This is a genomic window from Acinetobacter sp. D009 (assembly GCF_038562025.1).
GTDB lineage: Bacteria > Pseudomonadota > Gammaproteobacteria > Pseudomonadales > Moraxellaceae > Acinetobacter > Acinetobacter pittii.
On sequence record NZ_CP151886.1, the window covers coordinates 1,451,427 to 1,473,894 of the forward strand.

The window sequence follows — 22,468 nt, forward strand, 5'->3', positions numbered from 1 at the left end:
AGAAGAAAATATCTGTATAAATCGTCAATACCTGAAAATTGATATTTTTCGTTAAGATAATATTGTTATGCAAGGGATTATCTATTTTCCAATAAATCTCTTTGCATATTCCATTGCTTAAAATAATAGCTTTTGAGTTTCTTCAAAATCTATATTTGAAAGTTGATGCTCATCTTTTAGATTAACTCCTGAGAAACCAAGCTGTTTTGATTTTTTCATGAGTGCCATTAACCGTTGTACTGCCACAGGAATACTTAAACCTGCTGAACGGACATTGGAAATACAATTACGTTTAGCATCGAGGCAGCCTGAATATGCATTCCATGTGTAGTAAATTCCCATACTGTCAGGAGAGCTTAAACCAGGGCGCTCACCGATTAGCATCACAAGCATGGTTGCTTTAAAGATTTCTGCGACTTCATCGCCTAATGCAACCCGACTGCCTGTCGCAATTGTAATTGGTGCAAGGCTCCAGTTTTCTTGCTGAACTTGTTCATTCAGCATTGTAATAAATGGAATAGCATTCGCTTCAATCGCTCTTGCGGAGAGACCGTCACCGACTACAATACAAACATCATACTGTTGCGTGTTTTCTGCATACTTCTTAATTAAGACTTCTTTTGATAGGTTTGAAAGCTGACGGCCTAAATCTGGACGTTTAAGATAAATTTCTTTATTAGGTGCATTACTTTGGACATGAAGACTTTGCAGCTGTTTTTGCGTTAATTGCTCAGATAAATATGAAACATTCATGTCTTGATAAACCGCATCTTTTGCTTGTGCATGCGACAACTGAAATTCAAGTAAGGCGCGTGTTGGGATACTACAACCCGCACGGCCCAGAGCAATACGGGCATCGGTAAACTGTTTAAGTTTTTCCCACTGATCTTGATGGGTAGAAGATGGATATTGAATATCACGGTTCAGTTTCATGGTGTTCTCCCTAGTTCATGAGCAGACGAGAGAATTGGTCGGGCATGTGGTCTGCCCAACATATTTGGGAGTTTTGTTGTTTAAAAATACCTTGCTGTTCAAGCCATGCTGAAAACTCAGGAGCGGGTTTTAAACCGAGGAGTTGTCTTAAATAGAGGGCATCATGGAATGAAGTGGTTTGATAGTTGAGCATGACATCATCTGAACCCGGAATTCCCATAATAAAGTTAATGCCCGCAGCACCAAACAGAGTAAGGAGAACATCCATATCATTTTGGTCGGCATCGGCATGATTGGTATAACAAATGTCGCAGCCCATCGGTACTCCAAGTAACTTACCGCAGAAGTGATCTTCTAAACCTGCACGTATAATTTGTTTACCGTTAAATAGGTACTCGGGGCCAATAAAGCCGACGACTGTATTTACTAAAAGCGGATTGTATTTACGGGCGACTGCATAAGCACGCGTTTCTAATGTTTGCTGGTCAACGCCGTGATGTGCATTGCTGGATAACGCACTGCCTTGGCCCGTTTCAAAGTACATGACGTTTTGTCCAATGGTTCCGCGCTTGAGTGCAAGTGTGGCTTCATATCCTTCTTGTAGTAAATCGAGTGAAATTCCAAAACCTTCATTAGCTAGTTGGGTACCGGCAATTGATTGGAACATTAAATCAATTGGCACATTTTTTTCAGCCAGTTGAATACCTGAACTGATATGTGTGAGAACACAAGATTGTGTCGGAATTTGATATTCCTGAATGACATGATCAAGTAATTTTAGTAGCTCTGACAAATTATGAAGATTATCTGTGGCGGGGTTAATGCCAATTACGGCATCGCCATTGCCATACATTAAACCATCTAAAATACTGGCAGAAATACCGAGCACATCATCGGTCGGGTGATTGGGTTGTAAACGGGTAGAAAGATGACCTTTTAAACCGATTGTGTTGCGAAATTGGGTGACCACTTCGCATTTGCTGGCGACATAAATCAAATCTTGATTGCGCATAATTTTGCTGACTGCAGCCACCATTTCTGGAGTTAAACCTGATGCTAAAGCTTTTAAGCTTTGTGCAGTCGCTTCTTCACCAAGTAACCAATTTCGAAAATCGCCTACTGTAAAGTGTGAAATAGGGGCAAATGCTGCCAGATCATGTTCATCAATAATTAAACGGGTAATTTCATCGGTTTCGTAATCGACCACAACCTCATTTAAAAAAGTTTTAAGCGGTACATCGGCCAAAGTCATTTGTGCCGCAACATGTTCGGTTGCGTCTCTGGCCGCTACACCTGCTAATTCATCGCCAGAACGTAACGGCGTTGCTTTTGCCATCAAGGTCTTCAAATCAGCAAAGTGATACTGTTGATTGGCGACAATATTGTGATAACTCATAGTTGCATCCTTTTTTATAGTTCTTGTTCTGCGGCTTTAATATTTGCAAACTCTTCTTCTGGTGTACCTTTCACTAAATGATAACGGCTATAGAATAAAAAGTAAGCAATAAATACGATATAAATAGCGGCAGCAATAAACCAAACTTTCGGATTAACAACAAAGCCTGCGACCACAGCAGTGACTGCTAAAATCAGTGCAACGCTTGAAGTGAAGATTCCTCCAGGAGTTTTATAAGGACGAGGCATGTCGGGTTTAGATAGGCGTAGTTTGATGTGAGATAAAAGAATCAACACATAAGAAATAGTTGCACCGAACACGGCAATTAAAATCAGTGAATCGCCTTCTTTAGTGAGTGAAAGCAAGAACCCGATAATACCCGGAATAATAATTGCGAGATAAGGGGCTTTATTTTTATTGGTTAAAGAGAGTGAAGTAGGTAAGTAACCAGCACGAGAGAGTGCAAAAATTTGACGCGAATAGGCATAGATAATTGAAAAGAAACTTGCGATTAAACCTGCTAAACCCACAAAGTTAACAAAAGTCGCAAGCCAAGTATTGGTGCCATACACTTTAACCAGAGCATCGACGAGGGGAGCGCCAGAGTTTTGTAAAGTACTTGCACCCGCTGCACCTGCACCTAAGAATAAAATGAGCATAGCAAACGCCGTTAAGATGAGCATTGCTCCGATTAAACCGCGTGGCAGGGATTTGGCTGGATCTTTTGCTTCTTCGGCTGCTAATGGCACACCTTCAACTGCTAGGAAAAACCAGATAGCAAAAGGAACTGCAGCCCAGATACCCAAATAGCCATGAGGTAAAAAAAGACTTGCACCAACACCTGTACCAACTGGGATATCAAACAAATTTTGTGCATTAAAGTGTGGAATCATTGCGACAATAAACACAATAAGGGCAATAGCAGCGACAAGGGTAATTGCGAACATAATTTTTAAGGCTTCGCCAGCACCTTTGAGATGTATGCCCATAAAAATGGCATAACAAGCGAGGTAAATCATCCAGCCATTAATGCCAAATAAAGATTCGCAATAACCACCAATAAATACGGCAATAGCAGCAGGGGCAATCGCGTATTCAATTAGAATTGCTGTTCCTGTTAAATAGCCCCCAAAAGGACCAAAAGCAGCACGTGCAAAACTATAACCGCCACCTGCTGTCGGCATCATGGTGGACATTTCTGACATAGAAAGACACAGGCACAGATACATGATTGCAGCGAGGGCAGTTGCAATAAACATACCACCCCAACCACCTTGAGCAATACCGAAGTTCCAACCTGCAAAATCACCAGATATCACATAAGCCACGCCTAAACCAATCAGGAGTAACCAACCAACGGTACCTTGTTTGAGTTGACGCTGAGCAAAATATTCTGCTGACGAGACTTCTGTGCTTGAAGAAATGACGGAAGCTGTTTCTGGTTGATTCATACAATACTCCTGCGAGTGGGTTTGTATGAATCAATGCAAAAGCAATGCCTAAATGAAGCACTTCAGAGAGTAGATGGAGTTTTTTTATTCTAAAAGATAAAAATTCAAGCTTAACAATCGTAAATAAAGAAGCCAACAATCTAAATTACTGGCTTCTTACATAATTAATGATCTTACTTCTTTCTAGTGTTGATAGTTTGGTATCAACTTGGTGCGAAACTTAGAAGAAGCCCATTGGTTTAGTTGAATAACTTACTAGTAAGTTTTTAGTTTGTTGATAGTGATCTAGCATCATCTTATGGTTTTCACGGCCAATACCTGACTTTTTGTAGCCACCAAATGCAGCATGAGCAGGGTAGATGTTATAGCAATTTGTCCAGACACGACCCGCTTCAATAGCGCGGCCAGCACGATAAGAAATGTGAGCTGAACGTGACCAAACGCCTGCACCTAAACCATACATGGTGTCATTGGCAATTTTAATTGCATCGTCAAAGTCTTTGAACGTTGTCACAGCAAGTACAGGTCCAAAAATTTCTTCTTGGAAAACTTGCATGCCATTGTGACCTTTAAAAATAGTCGGATCAACATAGAAGCCATCGCCTACTTCTTTACGGCCACTACCACCAAGTAAGAGTTCTGCACCTTCTTCACGACCCGTGTTAATACAACGTAAGATTTTCTCTTGCTGTTGTAGAGATGCTTGAGCACCAATCATGGTTTCGGTATCGAGAGGATGACCAGTTTTAATACGTTTTACACGCTCTACAGCTAACTCCAAGAACTGATCAGCAATACTTTCTTGTACTAAAGCTCGAGAAGGGCAAGTACATACTTCACCTTGGTTTAAGGCAAACATGGCAAAACCTTCAAGCGTTTTTTCTAAGAAGTCATCCTCTTTATCCATGATATCTTCAAAGAAAAGGTTTGGTGACTTACCGCCAAGTTCTAATGTCACTGGAATAATGTTTTCGGTCGCATATTGCATCACCATTTGTCCAGTTTGAGTTGAACCTGTGAAAGCAATTTTAGCAATACGTGGGTTTGTCGCTAATGGACGACCGACTTCTGAACCGAAACCATTGACGATATTAAGTACACCCGGCGGTAAGATATCTTGGATGAGTTCAGCAACCAGTAAAATACCTACTGGTGTTTGCTCTGCTGGTTTAATTACAACGCAGTTACCAGCCGCTAGAGCAGGAGCAAGTTTCCATGCTGCCATTAAAATTGGAAAGTTCCATGGAATAATTTGACCAACTACACCTAGTGGTTCATGGAAATGATACGCAATGGTATCTTCATCAATTTCAGAGATGCCACCTTCTTGAGCACGAATACAACCTGCGAAATAACGGAAATGGTCAATCGCAAGTGGAAGGTCTGCTGCTAAAGTTTCACGAACCGCTTTACCGTTATCCCAAGTTTCTGCAACAGCAAGCATTTCAAGATTTGCTTCTAAACGATCAGCAATTTTTAAAAGTATATTAGAGCGTACCGTTGGTGAGGCTTTATTCCATGTTGCTTTCGCTTTATGTGCTGCATCTAGAGCAAGTTCGATATCTTCGGCACTAGAGCGTGGAATACGTGTGAAAGCTTTTCCATCAACAGGAGATACATTATCAAAATATGCACCCTTTACAGGTGCAACCCATTCACCGCCAATAAAATTTTCATATTGTGATTTAAATTGAACTTTTGAGCCTGGTTGATTTGGATCGATATAGCGCATATAAATATTCCTTTGCTTTTTAGGACTAAAGACTAACAAGAACCCTGTCAGTAGGTACTTTCGTACTTTGTATAATTAGGATATAAATAAGAAGGTTGGAGAAAGGTTGGAATAGAAATGTGGATATATAAGGAATTTACAAATGTTCACAAAAAAGGATTTATTGCAGCAACGGACGTTGATTGATCAACTGCGCACGCAAAATAGTCTCTCTCCTCAGAACGCTGCCAAACTCGGCCAAAGTATTGCAAGCTCATGGGAACGATCAGCCTCTGCTGCGATTCCTAAAGAGCGTTTTGCTGCTCCATTAGTCGAGAAAAAAACTGCTTCACAGAATGCTTTAGATATGGCTTTAAGCCAATGTGCCGATGATTTACGTCATATTGCAGAGCAATCTTCAATGGTAATTGCTGTCGGTGATATTGGCAGTACGATTATCTGGACGGCACCAAGTGCTCAAATGCAAAGTGCTGCTGAGCGTGTACATTTTGTACAAGGTGGTCAGTGGCGTGAAGAATTTGTTGGTACGAATGCCTTGGCTTTATCTTTAAAAACTCAACAATCAAGCTGTGTTTTTTCAAATGAACATTACATGGAGTCGATTCATGATTGGGTGTGTTATGCCGCACCGATTATCGATCCATACTCAAAACAAACTCTTGGTGTTGTTGATTTATCAACCACATGGAAGAACCATAATAGTTTAGGAATTCTGGCTGCTGAACGTTGTGCATCCATTATTCAATCTGCTTTGCTAGAGCAGCAGCGCCAGCAATTACATATCCGTGCATTTTCGACGCCACAAGTTAAATTTAACGGCAAAAGTTTATTATTAACGCCGCGTCAAATTGAAATTTTAACCATATTGGCACTATGTCCGCATGGTTTAACTTTAGAGCATCTTTATCAGGCACTCTATGGCGAACGTAAAGTCAGTATGGGTACGCTTAAAGCTGAAATGTCTCAACTACGAGATATTTTGGGTGGTTTACTTGGTTCACGCCCATATCGTCTGCTTGTGCATGTTGAAGCCGATTTTTTACAAGCTGAACAAGCACTCGATGCGGGATATGCGGCCTCTGCTTTACAGCTTTACACAGGTGTATTTCTGGCAAAAACTGAAAGTCCGTTTTTGTGTGCATGGCGCGATTGCCTTGAGTCACGCTTGAGCGATGCAATTTTTAAAACCCAAGAAACAGATTTACTGTTAAAGCATCTAGCTCATTTCCCTGAAGCAATTGATGCGGTAGAGCGCCTTATGGAGCTTTTACCAAGTGAACATCCTGCGCATCAACTGCTGGTGAAATACCTTGACTCACCTAAGCTTAGTTAAGTAATTTTTTGATCCAGCCACTGGAACAATTGTTGATAGACTTGTTCTCGTACTGGCTGGGCCGAAAGGACTAAGTCATGCAATCCATTGTGAATAGAGACAACCGAGACATCACCTTTAATTTTTTTACCATGTTTTTCAATGTCATTAACATCTAAAATCACGTCACTTTGAGTTGCATCTGGTCCCCATTTTTTTGGGTTTTTAGTCTGATGAGAATGCATAATCAGGGCGGGAACGTTCAGTTTAACCCCACGGTGAATCTCTTTTTGTGCCGTATGAATCGCATGTACAAAGCTGAGCTGAACTGTAGGGGCAGAGGTTGGTTTCCAGTCAAGGTTGAACTCCCATTCGCCTTTGAGCTGCTTGTGAAGACTGGTGGTGTACCATTTGTTTAATTGGCTTGGAAATTTAACTTTTGGTAGATATTTTCCTACTCGACTGAGCATTGGAATACCAAACTTCTTTTCGACTAGACTTAAATTAAAGTCGTAAAACGGACTATTTGCCCATAGCGCTTTAATAAGAGGATGATCTGGATGATGGGCAGCATAAAGCGTTGCTGTCAAACCACCAGTTGAATGGCCTGCGAGTAAAACCTGAGTGTGTTGCTCTTCACCAATAATCTCTAATGCTTGAGTAATTTCGGCATCATATTCATTTAAATCGAGCACATTATAGAAAATTTGATGAGGCAGTTTTGAGCGGCCATATTTTCTTAAATCAAGTGCATAGAAGTCGTAACCATGAGCATTGAATTGCTCAGCCATTTCGGTTTGAAAGAAATAGTCTAAAAAACCATGAATATATAGTACGGCTTTTTGAGTAGATTGAGCGGCTTTTTTACGCACTAAGGTGGCTACAACTTTCCCTTCATAATCATCAGGAAAACTAAGTGTGAGCTGTTCGTAACCCGTGCCTAAAATATCTGGAACATAAGTTTGATTAGCTAAAGATGTATTCATTTTTATCGAGCTATTGTAATTAAGACATGCAGAGTATCCTTCAATGAAATGGGCGAATTGTCAATTAGGTTTGGAAAAGGTTGGAGTATAGATTCTAAAAAAAGGGAATACCGCTGGAGCTAAGTATTCCCCAAAAAAGTAAGTCAACGGTCGGAGGGATTTGACTTACTAGAGGGATATGCCATTACATCAGTATTAAAGTGCTGCTTTGAAAATCTCCACAACTTGTGCATGATTTGCTTTACGAGGGTTGGTGAGCATACATGCATCTTTTTGAGCATTATCTGCCATCACTGCAAGGTCTTCAGTTTTTACCCCAAGCTCGGTTAAGCCAGATGGAATACCAATCGATGAAGACAGTTTACGAATGGCATCAATAGCAGCATATGCAGCTTCCATCACTGTTAACCCTTGAGTTTTTACACCCATTAACTCCGCGATTTTTGCGTAGCGATCTGGGCAAGCAATTAAGTTAAATTCACAAACATGTGGTAACAAGATTGCATTACATACGCCGTGAGGTAGGTTGTAGAAACCGCCTAACTGGTGCGCCATTGCGTGAACATAACCTAAAGATGCGTTGTTAAATGCCATGCCAGCCAAATATTGTGCATAGCTCATCGCATCACGCGCTTCGATGTTTTCACCATTTGCGACAGCAGGTTGTAACCACTGGCTAATCATCGTAATCGCTTTTTCTGCACACGCATCAGTAATTGGGTTTGCCGCTGTAGAAACATATGCTTCAACTGCATGGGTTAATGCATCCATACCTGTTGCAGCGGTTAAACCAGCCGGTTTTGCAATCATGAGTTTCGGATCATCGATCGCGATAAGTGGAGTACAACGCCAGTCAACAATCGCCATTTTTACGTGAGTATCTGTATTGGTAATAATACAGAAACGAGTCATTTCAGATGCCGTACCAGCTGTGGTGTTCACTGCAATCAATGGCGTCATCGGGACTTTACTTTTATCAATACCTTCGTAGTCGCGAATATGACCACCACCAGCAGTGACTAACCCAATCCCTTTTGCACAGTCGTGAGATGAACCGCCACCTAAAGACACAATAAAGTCACAGCCATTGTCGTTATAGGCATTTACGCCATTATGAACATTAATATCGGTTGGGTTAGGTTCTGCGCCTGGGAATATATGGCTTGCAACGCCTGCTTCAGTTAAATAGTTTGCGATAAGATCTGCAACACCAAATTTAAATAAGCCTTCATCGGTCACAATTAATGCTTTTTTTGCGCCGAGGTTTTGTGCCTTTGTACCAATTTCTTTAGCACATCCTGGTCCAAAGAGTGATACGCATGGAATATAAAAACCGTTTGTTTGATCTGCAATATTTTTAAAAGCCATGGAGTGATTCCTTCTTCCATAAATCCATTGTTTGTTATTACAGGTGAGCCTCACCATGGCCTTAGTATTGTGATGTGAAGTTTATTTTCCTACCTACCAAAAACCTACCAAATATTATTTTGTTTTTAATTATTGATTTATATGTGCTTTTTAGAAAGTTTGGCACATTCATTTAATTTTTTCGGGAAAATCGTTAAGCTATGGGCTGTTGAAGATGTACATATGAGATTATGAAACAGGAAACTGCGCTTAAACTGCTTAAAGCAGGTGAAAATGTCTTTTTAACCGGTTCGGCTGGTGCAGGGAAAACCTATACACTCAATCAGTACATCCAATACCTAAAAGCACGTAAAGTGCCTGTAGCTATTACGGCGTCTACAGGTATTGCGGCAACGCATATGAACGGTATGACCATTCATACATGGGCTGGCATTGGCATTAAAGATCTGTTAACTGACGACGATCTAAAACGCATGAAAGAGCGTAAATATCTCAAGGAACACCTTGAAAATGCGCAAGTTCTTGTGATTGATGAAATCTCAATGCTACATGCGAAACAGCTTAATCTGGTCAATCAAGTTCTAAAATATTTTAAAGAAAGCGATGAAGCATTCGGTGGTATTCAAGTCATTGTGGCTGGAGATTTCTTCCAGTTACCGCCTGTAGGTCGTAATGGTGAAGCCAACCGTGATAAGTTCTGCTTTATGTCAGATGCATGGGTCGAAGCTAAATTCCGCGTATGCTATTTAACAGAACAGCACCGTCAAGACGATGAAATTCTGAACCAGATTTTAAACGCGATTCGTGCGCAAAATATTCAACCAGATCATTTACAAGCACTGCGTCAATCACGCTCGCATGATATTGGTGACACCTTTACTCGTCTTTATACGCATAATATGGATGTCGACAACATCAATTATCAGCACTTAAATGAAATTGATAATGAAGGGCATCAATTCAATGCTGTTTTAGATGGTAATGAAAAGTTATTAGAAACTTTAAAATCTTCAGTGCGTGCGCCAGAAGAACTCACACTTAAAAAACATGCCAAAGTCATGTTTGTAAAAAATAACTTTGATATGGGTTATATCAATGGAAGCTTGGGTGAAGTCATCGGCTTTGAAGAAGATGATGAAAATGGCTTACTGCCCAAAGTAAAATTGACCGATGGAACAACATTGTTGGTTGCTCCTGAAACGTGGTCCGTTGAAAATGAAGCAGGCAAAGTGATTGCAAGTTTTCAGCAAATTCCGCTTCGTTTAGCGTGGGCGATTACTATTCATAAAAGCCAAGGGATGACTTTAGAAGCGGCTGAAATTAACCTCATGAACACCTTTGAAAAAGGGCAGGGTTATGTTGCATTGTCGCGCCTAAAATCTTTAACTGGTCTAAAATTATTAGGGATTAACGAGCAAGCTTTAGAGTTAGATAGTTTAGCTGTAAAAGCGGATCGTCGTTTTCAAGAGCTTTCAAAAGAAGCCGAAGATAACTTTGCAGATGTAGATTTAACGGCTCAGCATAAAGCGTTTATTCGTCACTGTGGCGGCACCTTAAATGAAACCGAGATTTCTCGTAATGAGAAGAAACTCGCAAAAGGTGGCAAGCAAAATTACGCTACGGCAACGCTAGATGAGACACGTGCGTTGTTTGAAGAAGGCTATGAGATTGAAGACATCGCGCATGAACGTGGTTTAACCCCAGCGACGATTATTAATCACTTGGCTCGACTGCATAAAGAGCAAAAGCTGGATATTTCAGTTGCCCATCCGGGTGAAGAGGTGGTCGAAGAAATTCGTAAAATTTATAAGAAGCTGAAAAAGCGTCAAAATCCAGATCATTTTTCTGATGATGGTTCGATCAAACTAAGACCAATTGTTGAAGCAACCAGTCCTCGAATGGGATATGATCAGGTCCGATTAGCTTTATTATTTATTGAATAAAGTTTAATTCGCTTAATGACTTATTATATAAATTGAGGTGGCTATGCCGCACGTTGTAGTTGATTATTCAGAAAATTTAACTGGATTAAACGCAAAACAATTACTTGAAGAAATTAATACCACACTGATTGAAACAGAGCTATTTAGTCCAGAAGACATTAAAAGCCGCGCGCGTAAAGATGATGTTTTCTTGATTGGTTTGGGACTGGAACAGGCTTATATTCATGCAAAGGTCTATATTTTGTCGGGAAGAACGGCTGAACAAAAACAGCTTATGGGTGAGCAGTTATTAGCGGCGCTTAGTAATAAAAAATATCTACACCCAGAGTTTAATAAAGAAATTCAATTGTGCGTTGAGCTTGTCGATATGCCAAGAGAAGATTATTTCAAGCAAGTTGTATAACACTAAAAAGCGCAATTTCGATCAAGAATAGAGATCAGCACTATGTAAAAGTAGTGCTTTCGAATGAACAGATATCTACTTACTTTTAAAGTGAGTCTAGCGTGATACAGGTATAACCTAGATTATGCCTGTATCTCTAAAAGCTTAATATCTGCATATTGCTCAATCAAGTTGTCATCTAGCATGTGGATGTAATCCATGAAGATGGTGCTAAAACTTCCCATAGTTTGCGCTTGATTTGCAGCAAGTTTACCTGCAATCGCAAAATGAACATGAGCTGAAAGAGCAGCAATAGTTGGTGTCGTCACAGCGCTATATGCTGCAATTAGCGCACCTAAAGCGCAGCCTGTTGCTGTAATTTTGGGCTGTAATGGACTTCCGCCGTTTACTTGAATAATGATGTCTAATTCTTTAGATAAAATGTAATCTGACTCACCTGAAATAGCGATACAGTCCGCATGTGCTAATAGTGCATAAGCCTGTTGATAGGCTTGATCACTGCTTAAAGTACTATCGACACCTTTAGATTGAACTTGGTTGCCAGCAAGCGTACTAATTTCTGAGGCATTACCACGAATAACGCTTGGCTTGAACTGTAAAAGCTCGTCTGTCATTTGACTACGCCAAGCTAAAATTGGTCCATAGCCGACTGGATCAAGCACCCATGGAATGCCATTGAGCTGTGCAGTCTTGGCAGAGATTTGCATAGCTTGCATTTGCTCTGAGGTTGGCGTACCCAAGTTAATGCTCAAAGCCGATGAAATTTTGGTAAAACTTTCTGCTTCATAAGGATTATCAATCATGGCAGGTGAAGCACCAGAAGCAAGTAAGACATTGGCTGTATAGTTGGCTGCAACGCTATTAGTAATGCATTGCACAAGAGGCGTTTTTGCCTGCATGTTTTGCCAAGCGTCAATTACCTGCTCAATCAAAGTCGATGCTGATGTCATGTTATTATCCTTATTAAGCCAAAGTGATTGTAGATTTAGTGAGTAAAATAATGATCTTGATGCTTACATCTTTGACAAATCAAAGAAACATAATCTGCCGTATCATAATCAACACTTAAATCATTTGAACCACAATGCATACAGCGTTTAACTGAATAAAAGTTTAATCGAGGTTCAATTTTCCGCCATGCTTTCCAGACAGGTTGTACAAAGATCTGTTCGTCGTAACCTAAGAAGCGGTTAAGTAAAATATAACTCATTTTACTGTAGGGAATATTGTGAGGACGAGGCAACATTGAGGTTTCCCACTTTTCAGCTAAGGCTCTCTCACGATATTGCTCTAAGGTTTTCTTTAACAAATTGGTGTTAATAAATTTTTCATTACGCGGCTGTAGGGCTTTCTGTTTATAAAGATATTCGAGTGCCGTCTGAATCAGATAATAGATTTGACCAATTGCTAATGAATCCATTAAGCGATAGCAAAAAGTTTGAAAATTAGAGCTTCCTGCAATTTGAATGCCCCAAGTTCGGCAATAGAACTGCATAAACTGAATAATCTCTTGATAGAGCACCTGAAAAAGTACGTCTTTTACTTCATCAGCACTACGAAACGGAATACCAAGACTTAAATTTTCATAAAACCAGTAGCGTAATTGCTGGGCAACACTAAATAAACTTGGGTCACTATAACCGTCCAAGCGAATGTTTAAATAAAAGCACTGAGGTTCATCAGCTTGATCTTGGGCGTTTAAAATTCCATCTTTATGGAGTTGCTTAATCAGATAGTTTTGAAAAATCCAGTTTGGTGTAATGGACTGATATTTAATTTTGTCCCAGTGAATGTATTCGTCATGAGCAATATCGTCTCGTGCATAGTCGTCGAGCAGGCTAAGTAAAAAAAGTTTATGCAAAAAACTGAGCTGTTCCAGACTACGTTGAGGTTGCTCTTTTGACTTAAACTGGCGTTGTTCTTGTAGGCGTGTTTGCTGTAAAAGCTTTTTTCGTTGTTTTGTGCATGTTTCACAATGACAAGTCATTTTCGTATCTTTAAATACACGGTGCTGACAATGACTGCATTCATGAAACTGAATGTCTTGTTCAAATTGCTCGGCATCTACCCAGTACATTGAAGCTTGGCAGAGAGGACAATGGCTACTTTCATCTAGCTGTTTCTGTAGAATTTGTAAGACCATTTTGCTCCGAACGTTTAAAACTATCATGATTGACTTATTATACACAGCCGCATTGCCGATAGCTGAGATTGTATTTTTGTTTGGTGCAAAAATAGAAAACCTAAAGTCCTTGTCTTAACTTTAGGTTTTCATAAAGGGTTAAAATTTAAAATTAAACAGGGCACGGCAAGCTCTCATCATTCTGTCCAAGCTTTTTGGCATTGATAAGTGCCTGCACTTTTTTACTTGGTAATTTTACTTTACCTAAAGCATCATAAGTATTAACGATAGAGGTCACCTCCTGAGCTGTAATAGAAATACCTTCCGCAGATAAAAATACTGCGATCACATGGTGATCGAGTCCTGCTGCGTCTAGATCATGAATCGTTTTAATATTTTCTAAACGATGAAAATGTGCTTTTAATTCCATACTGACACCTCTTGTTCTGATTGAAATATTTATATTGGTGTATTAATGAAGGCAAGAACCATGCCCAAAATGTAAGCTGACTCTAAAAAATGTTAAAAGCTGAAGTTGTTTTATTTTTATTGTATAGATTGATTATATAAGCAACGATTATCGTAAATTTGGTCTAATCTGTGCTAATAAAAGACGATTCTAATTTGAAATGTATAAATGAAGTCCCATTAATTTTATAAAGGCAAACAAACACGATATGTATGAATGTGTATGATCAAGTTCATAAAATTCGTACTACGGTTTCCGAAAAGTATATAAGGAATAAAGATGAATATTGCGGCGCAGCCTCCAGTTCAGGCAGATCAAACAGTTTATTTAAAAGATTATCAAAAACCTTCGTTCTTGGTTGAATCTATTAATCTTGATATTCAAGTATATGATGACAAAACAATTGTTGATTCAACATTAGTCACGAAGCGTCAAACTGCTGGAGACTTGGTGTTATTGGGCCGTGATCTTGAGTTGCAATCTATTCAGCTCAATGGTCAAGATCTTACTCCTGCACAATATTCACTCGACAGTGAACAACTGGTGATCACTGATGCACCAGATGAAGTCATTTTACAGACTCAAGTGATTATTCATCCTGAAACCAACACTCAGCTTGAAGGTTTATATAAAGCAGATGAGTTGTTTGTAACTCAGAATGAACCTGAAGGCTTCCGTAAAATCACGTTCTATCCAGACCGTCCAGATGTACTTTCAGTCTTTACGACACGTGTAGAAGCAGACAAAAAATATCCGGTATTACTTGCCAATGGTAATTTGCTTGAAACAGGTGAGGTAGGTGAAAATCGCCACTTTGCGATCTGGCAAGACCCGACTAAAAAACCAAGCTATTTGTTTGCTTGTGTTATTGGTGATCTAGCTGTTCTTAAAGATCGTTATACGACGTCTGAAGGACGTGATGTTGCTTTAGAAATCTATGCAATCGAGAAAGACATTCCAAAATGCCATATCGCAATGGAAGCATTAAAGCATTCAATGCGTTGGGATGAAGAACACTACGGCCGTGCGTATGACCTCGACAACTATATGATTGTTGCGGTGAGTCAGTTCAACATGGGTGCCATGGAAAATAAAGGTTTAAACATCTTTAATACTTCATGTGTGCTTGCTGATGAAGAATACACAACGGACGCTGCAATTATGCGTGTGCAGTCTGTGATTGCCCATGAATATTTCCATAACTGGACAGGGAACCGTATTACTTGCCGTGACTGGTTCCAGCTATGTTTAAAAGAAGGTTTAACGGTTTTCCGTGACCAGTCTTTCTCGGAAGATTTACAATCTGCTGCGGTTCAACGTATTGATGATGTCGCTGTACTTAAATCGCATCAATTCCCTGAAGACGCTGGTCCATTGTCGCATCCACCACGTCCAGATCACTTTGTAGAAATTAATAACTTCTACACAGCGACAGTCTATGAAAAAGGTGCGGAAATTAACCGCATGATGTCGACTTTGTTGGGTAAAGAAAAATACCGTCAAGGAACCGATGAATACTTCCGCCGTCATGATGGACAAGCCGTAACAGTAGAAGACTGGGTTGCTGCATTATCTGCAGGTTCAGGTGTCGATTTATCTGCATTTTTAACTTGGTACAACCAACCAGGTACGCCAAAGCTTGAAGCAAAAGGTGAGTACGATGCCGCATCACAAACTTACCGTTTAAGCTTTAAACAAAGCTTAAAAGCACACCCTAAATATCCAAACTTAAAAGCTGTTCCAATTCCTGTTGCTTTAGCGCTTTTTAACGCTCAAACAGGGGAGCAATATACATTGCACAGTAACAGTCTATTCGTAAATGATGTTAAAGATGGCGTGTACTTGTTTGACCAAGATGAAGCAACTATTGAGTTTACAGGGGTAACTGAGCAACCTGTTGTTTCACTACTACGTAATTTCTCAGCTCCTGTAAATCTTGTATTTGATTACAGTGATGAAGAATTAGCATTCTTAATTCAACACGAAACAAACGGCTTTAACCAGTGGCAAGCAACGCAAACCTTACTTGAACGTATTTTGCTAGAAGACCATTCTGCAGATGCTTACATTCAAGCTATTCAAAGCACTTTGCCTGAGTTGGTTGGCCGCGACCCGCTTTTAGCATCACGTTTGTTTGATGTTCCAAGTGAAGGTTATTTAGGTAGCCGTATCGATCAGAACTATGCACCAGCCGATATTCATGTAAAACGTGAAGCTTTACTAAATCGTTTAGCACAAGAGCTGGGTTCGTTTTGGAAAGATACCTACCTTACACTTGACCCTGACTTGCAAAAAGAATTCTCTTTAGCCATGGGTGTACGTGCATTAAAAAATATCATGTTGATGATGATGGCTCGTCAGGGTGATCAAAGTGCATTTGAATTAGCGCATGTTCAATACCAAAACACAGGCAATATGTCTGAGCGTTTAGGTGCCTTACGTGTATTGGTTTGGCAAAATGCACCTCAAGCTCAAGAGGCACTTGCTGATTTCTATGATCGCTTTAAAGATGAAGCCTTGTCTTTAGATCAGTGGTTTATGATTCAAGCTGCAAACCCAAATGCGACAACAGAAACAATTGAGTACCTTACTCAACATCCAGACTATGATTTAACAACTCCAAACCGTATTCGTGCGGTAAGTGGTGGCTTGTCAAATAATCCTGAAAATACTTGGGGCTTTGGTGTCGCTCACTTTATTAACCTTGCAGAATATCTTGACGAGAAAAACCCAATTTTAGGTTCACGTCTGTTACAGGTGTTATCTCGTTGGTATACGCTTGCAGAGCCTCAGCGCACTCAAGTTCAGCAGGCTTTACAAGCATTGCAGCCTAAAGTGAAATCGAAAAATGTTTCTGAAACTTTAAATAGCATGCTGAGCGTTTAATTATTTAAACTTACTAAATAAAGGTCTCTAAAGAGACCTTTATTTTTTATATTTCTATAGAGATTTAAAGCGTAAAGAAAATAAATTTTTCCTTCTACGAATGTATCTTTAGCTTTACTCTTTGATATTTTACTTTTATTTAAATTAAGAGAACTGATAATTTGTTTGAGATAAATTTGTAAGTAATAATATAAAATTACCATTAAAAGCATAGTCAGGAAATAAACTAAGTATTTATGTAATTAGAATTTAATTTCATAAATTTTGATAATTTTTTGACATATTTATTTAAATTTAAATAAATAAATTTTTTTTAAATTTTATTAAAGTTATTTAAATCAAAAACTTAAGTTTTTTAATTATTGTTTTTTGTATCTGTAAGATAGGTTTAGGTAAATTTGTTTTATTGATTAGAAATTAAAAGAATAACGTGAACATGCATTTTATTTATTTTTATGTATTATGTTGGAAAGTAGGATAAAAAAATAAGCTTTAAAAGAGCAGTCAAATAAAAATGATTGTAAGAATAAGGGTTAAATTTTTTATATCTATTAATTCGACAATTTAGTTTAAAAGGTTTTGGCCATGAAAAAGACTTTTATTTATTTATCAGCAGTTGTTGCAGGAGTATTTTCTCTCAATGCAGCAAATGCAGCTACAGCAACAGGTACATTAACTGTTCGAGCAACGGTAACCAATAGTTGTGTATTGAATACCTCTGCAACTGGTACGACAACAAATGCAGTTTTAGACTTTGGTACTTTAAGTTCGCTGGCTAGCAATGTCGATGCAGATACGACAACGACAGGTGGTACCTCAATTAAAGTCCTTTGTAATAATACTGTGCCATGGACTTTGTCATTTGATGGTGGTCAGAATGTTTTATCAACCCAACGTCGTATGATCGGTGGGGCGACTAGCAACGAATATATTCCTTACAACCTTTTCACTGACACTGGGCGTGCCACAGCAATTGGTATTGCAACGACTGCCTACAGTGGAACTGGAACGGGTAATGTTCAAACTGTAAATGTGTATGGTCGTATTCCTGCAGGAACAACTTTACCAAGTGCTGGTAGCTATGTTGACAGTGTGACTGTTACAGTAACTTATTAATTTGCATAAATTAGAATTACGTTAGCCCTTTTGAAAGGGCTAATACATTAAAAAAGTTATATTTGAGCAAATCATGAAAAAAAATATTTTTATTATTACGGGATTATTTTTATCTTTATCTAGCTCTATTTATGCCGCTACAATCCGTCTTTCACCTGTAAATGTAGAAATATTAAGTAATCAAAATGCTGCTTCAATTAGTTTATATAACCAGTCAAATGAAAGCGCTGATTTACAGGTGCGTGTATTTGAGTGGAGACAAGATGCTGGTCAAGATCAATTAATCCCTACGGATGAAATTGTAGTTAGTCCACCATTTTTAAAACTACAACCTAGTGACTCTTATAACTTACGTGTAGTTAGAATTAACCCAGAACCTGTTTCTGGGGAAAAAACTTATCGTATTATTATTGATGAGTTACCAAAACCGATTGATAGCCGTAAAGCAGCTCAGGGAGTAAATGTATTACTTCGCTCATCATTACCTGTATTTATTGTCAATAAAGATGCAATTACCAAACTGAGTTGGAAAATTGATGTTAACCAGAACACACCTTCTTTAAATATTAGCAATATAGGTAACCGACATGCGCTGTTAAATAGTCTAACGCTTGTTGATACAACTGCGAATAAAAGTTATCCCATTAAAGTAAATACTGTGAATGGTTATATTCTTGCGGAGAAGTCGAAAAGTTACTCGATTAGTAACTTTACCTACCAACCAAATCATAAATACAGCGTATCTCTAACAGTTAATGGTAAGAAAACCACACTTTAAGAGGCTTATATGAAATACATTATAGGTGTCTTATGTGTTGCGTATTTTCCTGCATATTCTTTTGCCGAACAGTTATTAGATCATACGAATACTGCAGTTCCCAGTGTTCCTAAATCTGTAGGTAGCAATAGTAAATATACACAAGTAGGAACGAATGAGCAGGAGCAAGATCTTAATTTCATCCAGCTATTTTTAAATATTTCGATTAACTCAAATGCTTCTGAAGATTTGGTTGCTGTAAAGCAATCTAAGGATGGAAAACTATATATTCGATCTAGCACTTTAAAAACTTTAAGATTAAAAATGGATGAACATATCCCAGATAACCAGTGGGTATATATTAATGATCTAAACGGAATCCAGTTTAAATATCTCGAAAATGAGCAGTCTCTAAACTTAAAAGTTCCGTCGAACATGTTAACGGGTTACTCAGTTGACTTAAATGGCCAGCAGGTCACTAGCCCGAATTTGCTAAAGATGAAACCCTTAAATGCAGCCATTCTGAACTACAGTCTGTATCAGACTATGACCAATGACGAGAACGTTTTCTCAGGTACGGCAGAGGGTATTTTTAACAGTGCAATTGGTAACTTTTCATCAGGCGTTTTATATAACGGTAGTAATGAAAATAGTTATAGCCATGAAAAGTGGGTACGACTGGAAAGTAAGTGGCAATATGTCGACCCTGAAAAGATCAGGATATATACCCTAGGCGACTTTATTTCTAATAGCCCAGACTGGGGGAGCAGTGTCCGTCTTGCCGGTTTTCAGTGGTCGAGTGCTTATAGTCAACGCGGGGATATTGTCACCTCGGCACTCCCGCAATTTTCCGGCTCGGCAGCACTGCCTTCAACCCTAGACTTATACGTCAACCAGCAAAAGATTTATTCAGGGTTAGTCCCATCTGGTCCATTTGATATTAAACAGCTCCCGTTTATTTCGGGAAATGAAGTCACCCTTGTGACCACCGATGCAACGGGAAAGCAGAGCATTACCAAAAAGCCGTACTATTTTTCCTCCAAGATTCTGGCAAAAGGCATTAATGAGTTTTCAGTAGATGTGGGGGTTCCACGCTACAATTATGGACTCTATTCAAATGATTATGACGATGCCACTTTTGCCTCGGGTGCAATTCGATACGGCTACAGTAACTCACTGACCTTAAGCGGTGGCGCAGAGGCTTCAACAGATGGGTTATCGAACCTAGGCACAGGATTTGCCAAAAATGTTTTGGGGATTGGCGTGATCAATGCCGACATTGCAGCGAGCCAGTATAAAGATGAAAACGGTTATTCTGCCTTGCTGGGTTTAGAAGGGCGCATCAGTAAGAACATTTCATTTAACACCAGTTACCGCAAAGTATTTGATAACTACTTTGACCTAGCTCGTGTATCTCAAGTGAGATATTTAAAAGAGAATCAGATCAATGCCGAGTCACAGAACTACCTGAACTACAGCGCACTGGCAGATGAGATTTTTAGGGCAGGGATTAATTATAACTTTTATGCAGGCTATGGGCTTTATCTGGGCTATAACCAGATTAAATATAGCGACAACTCTTACAAGTTACTGTCTACCAATTTAAGTGGAAGTCTGGACAAGAACTGGGGTTTTTATGCATCAGCTTATAAAGATTATGAAAACCACAAGGACTATGGGGTTTACTTTGCGCTGAGATATACACCGTCCAGTAAAGTGAATGCGATCACGAGTGTATCTAGTGACAGCGGTAGCCTACGGTATCGCCAAGAAATATTCGGTTTGTCAGAACCACAAATTGGTTCATTTGGCTGGGGTGGCTATGTTGAAAGAGATCAGGATGCCAATGAAAACAATGCATCGGTCTATGCCTCTTACCGTGCCCGAGCAGCTTACCTGACAGGGCGATATAACCGATTTGGGGATAATGATCAGGTTGCAGTTTCGGCGACAGGATCACTGGTTGCGGCGGCGGGACGTATCTTTGCGGCCAATGAAATTGGAGACGGCTACGCAGTTGTGACCAATGCCGGGCCACAAAGCCAAATTATAAATGGCGGGGTCAATTTGGGAGAAACTGACAAGTCTGGAAGATTTTTGATTCCTAGTCTCATGCCATATCAAGTGAACCATATTTATTTAGATCCATCGTATCTTCCTCTGAATTGGAATGTTAAATCTACAGATCAAAAAACAGTCGTGGGTTATCGTCAAGGAACTTTGGTTGACTTTGGTGCTCATCAGGTTATTTCAGGATTAGTAAAACTGGTTGATCAAAAAAATTCACCGTTAATGCCGGGTTATACCGTTCGAATTAATGGTCAGCAAAATGGGATGGTTGGGTATGACGGTGAAGTATTTATTCCAAACCTGTTAAAACAAAACAAACTTGAAGTCGATCTTCTAGATCATGGTTCATGCCAAGTTGACTTCACATATAACAGTAATCAGTACTCAACCAAAAAATTGGGACCTTATGTATGTCATTAAATATTATGAATAAGGCTCAAATAGAGAGCTATAAGTTTTTTCCATTGTCTTTAAAATATTTTGTAGGCATTTGCTTATTTTATCTTGTTTATGCATTTTTTAGTCCGGCACATGCAGCTTGTACGGTAAGTGGGACCACAAATAACACTTTTATCTACACAGCAGCAAATATCAATAGTGATGCAACCGTAAACCTTTCAGGAACAATTACTTGCACGAATTTAGGACTTCCCCAGATTTCTAATTTCATGTGTATGAAAACCGTATTTACGGGAACCACAAATGCAATTAACAGTGTTTCATTACCCTATACAGTTACTGCAACTGTAGGCGGAGCTGGGTCTTCTACCACAAACCAAACCTCCAATGTGTGGTATGGTCCAGTAGCAACAGTCGCATCAAATAATATTGTGAGCTACTCGGTAAATATAAAAGTACCAGCTCGAACGGGGTCTCTTATTGCATACCCTCAAGGAACATATACAGCTTCGGTTCGGTTGTATTGGGATATGGATCTTTTGGGTTTGTCATGTGGTGATTTACTTGGTGGCTGGGATTCAGGCGATACATTGCTAACAGCAAACTTTGTGGTCCCAAGCCTGTGCCAATTAAACTCAACCTCAACTGTAGATTTTGGAAATATTAATGATATTGGTACGACTAAGCGTGATTACACAGCGCAAGGGGCAGTGAATACAACCTGTAATTTTGGAACGCCATACAGTATTTATTTAGGGGACGGCAATAACCGTATAGCTGGGGGTTTTAGGCGTATGATCAATAGTAATAATGAATTTATTCCCTATCAGCTATATAAAGATTCTAACTATAGTACGGTATGGGATGCAACGGGAGGCGTAACCAATGTTGGGGGAACAGGGGGAGTCTCAAAAACAGGTACAGGAAGCGCTCAAACGACTACTGTGTATGGAAAGATTCCGCAAGGCACTGCCATCGCAAGTAGACCTGGTGTCTATTCTGATAGTGTTGTCGTTACGGTGACTTATTAATCTTTCAAATTTATATGAGGAGCTCTTTTTATAGCAGAGCTCCCTATAATTCAAAGTATATTGCTTAAAAATTGTTAAGATATAAATAATAAAA

At 39.3% G+C, this 22,468-nt stretch carries 17 protein-coding genes; 8 read left to right on the forward strand and 9 right to left on the reverse strand.

Annotated features, from left to right (window positions below):
- Window positions 1-117: 117 nt before the first annotated feature.
- The 4 genes from eutC to AAC388_RS06765 all read right to left on the reverse strand — a co-directional run bounded on the left by eutC (window position 118) and on the right by AAC388_RS06765 (window position 5,512).
- Window positions 118-933: an ethanolamine ammonia-lyase subunit EutC gene (eutC, locus tag AAC388_RS06750; protein ID WP_322976411.1), complete on the reverse strand. Its 816-nt coding sequence runs from the start codon at window positions 931-933 to the stop codon at window positions 118-120.
- A 10-nt stretch (window positions 934-943) separates the two neighbouring features.
- The gene (locus tag AAC388_RS06755) at window positions 944-2,329 is read right to left on the reverse strand and encodes an ethanolamine ammonia-lyase subunit EutB (RefSeq protein WP_337077549.1); all 1,386 of its coding nucleotides are present in this window, start codon (window positions 2,327-2,329) and stop codon (window positions 944-946) included.
- Between the two features lie 14 nt (window positions 2,330-2,343).
- On the reverse strand, window positions 2,344-3,780 hold the full coding sequence (eat, locus tag AAC388_RS06760) for an ethanolamine permease (protein WP_342371369.1): 1,437 nt from the start codon (window positions 3,778-3,780) through the stop codon (window positions 2,344-2,346).
- A 220-nt stretch (window positions 3,781-4,000) separates the two neighbouring features.
- Window positions 4,001-5,512, reverse strand: coding sequence for an aldehyde dehydrogenase family protein (locus tag AAC388_RS06765; protein WP_003652388.1), 1,512 nt, complete (start codon window positions 5,510-5,512; stop codon window positions 4,001-4,003).
- Window positions 5,513-5,654: 142 nt separating this feature from the next.
- Between AAC388_RS06765 and AAC388_RS06770 the strand changes: the two genes are divergently transcribed.
- Window positions 5,655-6,845, forward strand: coding sequence for a helix-turn-helix domain-containing protein (locus tag AAC388_RS06770; protein WP_005068630.1), 1,191 nt, complete (start codon window positions 5,655-5,657; stop codon window positions 6,843-6,845).
- On the opposite strand, the gene AAC388_RS06775 is transcribed toward AAC388_RS06770, so the two are convergent.
- Together AAC388_RS06775 and AAC388_RS06780 are read right to left on the reverse strand one after the other, a co-directional pair.
- Window positions 6,842-7,810, reverse strand: a complete 969-nt coding sequence (locus tag AAC388_RS06775) for an alpha/beta hydrolase (RefSeq protein ID WP_342371370.1) — start codon at window positions 7,808-7,810, stop codon at window positions 6,842-6,844. The genes AAC388_RS06770 and AAC388_RS06775 overlap by 4 nt on opposite strands.
- A gap of 195 nt (window positions 7,811-8,005) precedes the next feature.
- Window positions 8,006-9,178, reverse strand: a complete 1,173-nt coding sequence (locus AAC388_RS06780) for an iron-containing alcohol dehydrogenase (RefSeq protein ID WP_199983748.1) — start codon at window positions 9,176-9,178, stop codon at window positions 8,006-8,008.
- Between the two features lie 230 nt (window positions 9,179-9,408).
- On the opposite strand from AAC388_RS06780, the gene AAC388_RS06785 reads away from it, so the two are divergent.
- Window positions 9,409-11,121 (forward strand): AAA family ATPase, encoded by a 1,713-nt coding sequence (locus AAC388_RS06785; RefSeq protein WP_342371371.1) that lies wholly within the window; start codon window positions 9,409-9,411, stop codon window positions 11,119-11,121.
- A 43-nt stretch (window positions 11,122-11,164) separates the two neighbouring features.
- Window positions 11,165-11,524 carry a 5-carboxymethyl-2-hydroxymuconate Delta-isomerase gene (locus tag AAC388_RS06790; RefSeq protein WP_032004768.1) on the forward strand — a complete coding sequence of 120 codons (360 nt, stop codon included), beginning with the start codon at window positions 11,165-11,167 and terminating at the stop codon, window positions 11,522-11,524.
- 122 nt (window positions 11,525-11,646) lie between these two features.
- Here AAC388_RS06790 and thiM read toward each other — a convergent pair whose 3' ends face one another.
- The 3 genes from thiM to AAC388_RS06805 all read right to left on the reverse strand — a co-directional run bounded on the left by thiM (window position 11,647) and on the right by AAC388_RS06805 (window position 14,076).
- Entirely contained in the window at window positions 11,647-12,474 is an 828-nt protein-coding gene (gene thiM / locus AAC388_RS06795) for a hydroxyethylthiazole kinase (RefSeq protein ID WP_014207083.1), read from the reverse strand.
- Window positions 12,475-12,509: 35 nt separating this feature from the next.
- Window positions 12,510-13,667: a hypothetical protein gene (locus tag AAC388_RS06800; protein ID WP_276123874.1), complete on the reverse strand. Its 1,158-nt coding sequence runs from the start codon at window positions 13,665-13,667 to the stop codon at window positions 12,510-12,512.
- A 151-nt stretch (window positions 13,668-13,818) separates the two neighbouring features.
- The gene (locus AAC388_RS06805) at window positions 13,819-14,076 is read right to left on the reverse strand and encodes a hypothetical protein (RefSeq protein ID WP_342371372.1); all 258 of its coding nucleotides are present in this window, start codon (window positions 14,074-14,076) and stop codon (window positions 13,819-13,821) included.
- 318 nt (window positions 14,077-14,394) lie between these two features.
- Here AAC388_RS06805 and pepN point away from each other — a divergent pair, with 318 nt between their 5' ends.
- From pepN to AAC388_RS06830, 5 genes are all read left to right on the forward strand, one after another.
- A complete protein-coding gene (gene pepN / locus AAC388_RS06810) occupies window positions 14,395-17,001 on the forward strand; it encodes an aminopeptidase N (protein ID WP_342371373.1) in 2,607 nt (868 codons plus the stop codon).
- Window positions 17,002-17,580: 579 nt separating this feature from the next.
- Window positions 17,581-18,117: a spore coat U domain-containing protein gene (locus AAC388_RS06815; protein ID WP_197738985.1), complete on the forward strand. Its 537-nt coding sequence runs from the start codon at window positions 17,581-17,583 to the stop codon at window positions 18,115-18,117.
- A gap of 73 nt (window positions 18,118-18,190) precedes the next feature.
- Window positions 18,191-18,895 (forward strand): fimbria/pilus periplasmic chaperone, encoded by a 705-nt coding sequence (locus AAC388_RS06820; RefSeq protein ID WP_057077329.1) that lies wholly within the window; start codon window positions 18,191-18,193, stop codon window positions 18,893-18,895.
- 9 nt (window positions 18,896-18,904) lie between these two features.
- Window positions 18,905-21,364 carry a fimbria/pilus outer membrane usher protein gene (locus AAC388_RS06825; protein ID WP_342371374.1) on the forward strand — a complete coding sequence of 820 codons (2,460 nt, stop codon included), beginning with the start codon at window positions 18,905-18,907 and terminating at the stop codon, window positions 21,362-21,364.
- Window positions 21,355-22,374 carry a spore coat U domain-containing protein gene (locus AAC388_RS06830; RefSeq protein ID WP_017398417.1) on the forward strand — a complete coding sequence of 340 codons (1,020 nt, stop codon included), beginning with the start codon at window positions 21,355-21,357 and terminating at the stop codon, window positions 22,372-22,374. The genes AAC388_RS06825 and AAC388_RS06830 overlap by 10 nt, the downstream gene beginning before the upstream one ends.
- Window positions 22,375-22,468 lie beyond the last annotated feature (94 nt).

Coding starts and splice junctions, on each gene's coding strand:
- AAC388_RS06825 (WP_342371374.1), top strand. CDS start 18,905: ATGAAATACATTATAGGTGTCTTATGTGTTGCGTATTTTCCTGCATAT.
- thiM (WP_014207083.1), bottom strand. CDS start 12,474: ATGACATCAGCATCGACTTTGATTGAGCAGGTAATTGACGCTTGGCAA.
- eutC (WP_322976411.1), bottom strand. CDS start 933: ATGAAACTGAACCGTGATATTCAATATCCATCTTCTACCCATCAAGAT.
- pepN (WP_342371373.1), top strand. CDS start 14,395: ATGAATATTGCGGCGCAGCCTCCAGTTCAGGCAGATCAAACAGTTTAT.
- AAC388_RS06805 (WP_342371372.1), bottom strand. CDS start 14,076: ATGGAATTAAAAGCACATTTTCATCGTTTAGAAAATATTAAAACGATT.
- AAC388_RS06800 (WP_276123874.1), bottom strand. CDS start 13,667: ATGGTCTTACAAATTCTACAGAAACAGCTAGATGAAAGTAGCCATTGT.
- AAC388_RS06755 (WP_337077549.1), bottom strand. CDS start 2,329: ATGAGTTATCACAATATTGTCGCCAATCAACAGTATCACTTTGCTGAT.
- AAC388_RS06830 (WP_017398417.1), top strand. CDS start 21,355: ATGTCATTAAATATTATGAATAAGGCTCAAATAGAGAGCTATAAGTTT.
- AAC388_RS06820 (WP_057077329.1), top strand. CDS start 18,191: ATGAAAAAAAATATTTTTATTATTACGGGATTATTTTTATCTTTATCT.
- AAC388_RS06785 (WP_342371371.1), top strand. CDS start 9,409: ATGAAACAGGAAACTGCGCTTAAACTGCTTAAAGCAGGTGAAAATGTC.
- AAC388_RS06765 (WP_003652388.1), bottom strand. CDS start 5,512: ATGCGCTATATCGATCCAAATCAACCAGGCTCAAAAGTTCAATTTAAA.
- AAC388_RS06790 (WP_032004768.1), top strand. CDS start 11,165: ATGCCGCACGTTGTAGTTGATTATTCAGAAAATTTAACTGGATTAAAC.
- AAC388_RS06780 (WP_199983748.1), bottom strand. CDS start 9,178: ATGGCTTTTAAAAATATTGCAGATCAAACAAACGGTTTTTATATTCCA.
- eat (WP_342371369.1), bottom strand. CDS start 3,780: ATGAATCAACCAGAAACAGCTTCCGTCATTTCTTCAAGCACAGAAGTC.
- AAC388_RS06770 (WP_005068630.1), top strand. CDS start 5,655: ATGTTCACAAAAAAGGATTTATTGCAGCAACGGACGTTGATTGATCAA.
- AAC388_RS06775 (WP_342371370.1), bottom strand. CDS start 7,810: ATGAATACATCTTTAGCTAATCAAACTTATGTTCCAGATATTTTAGGC.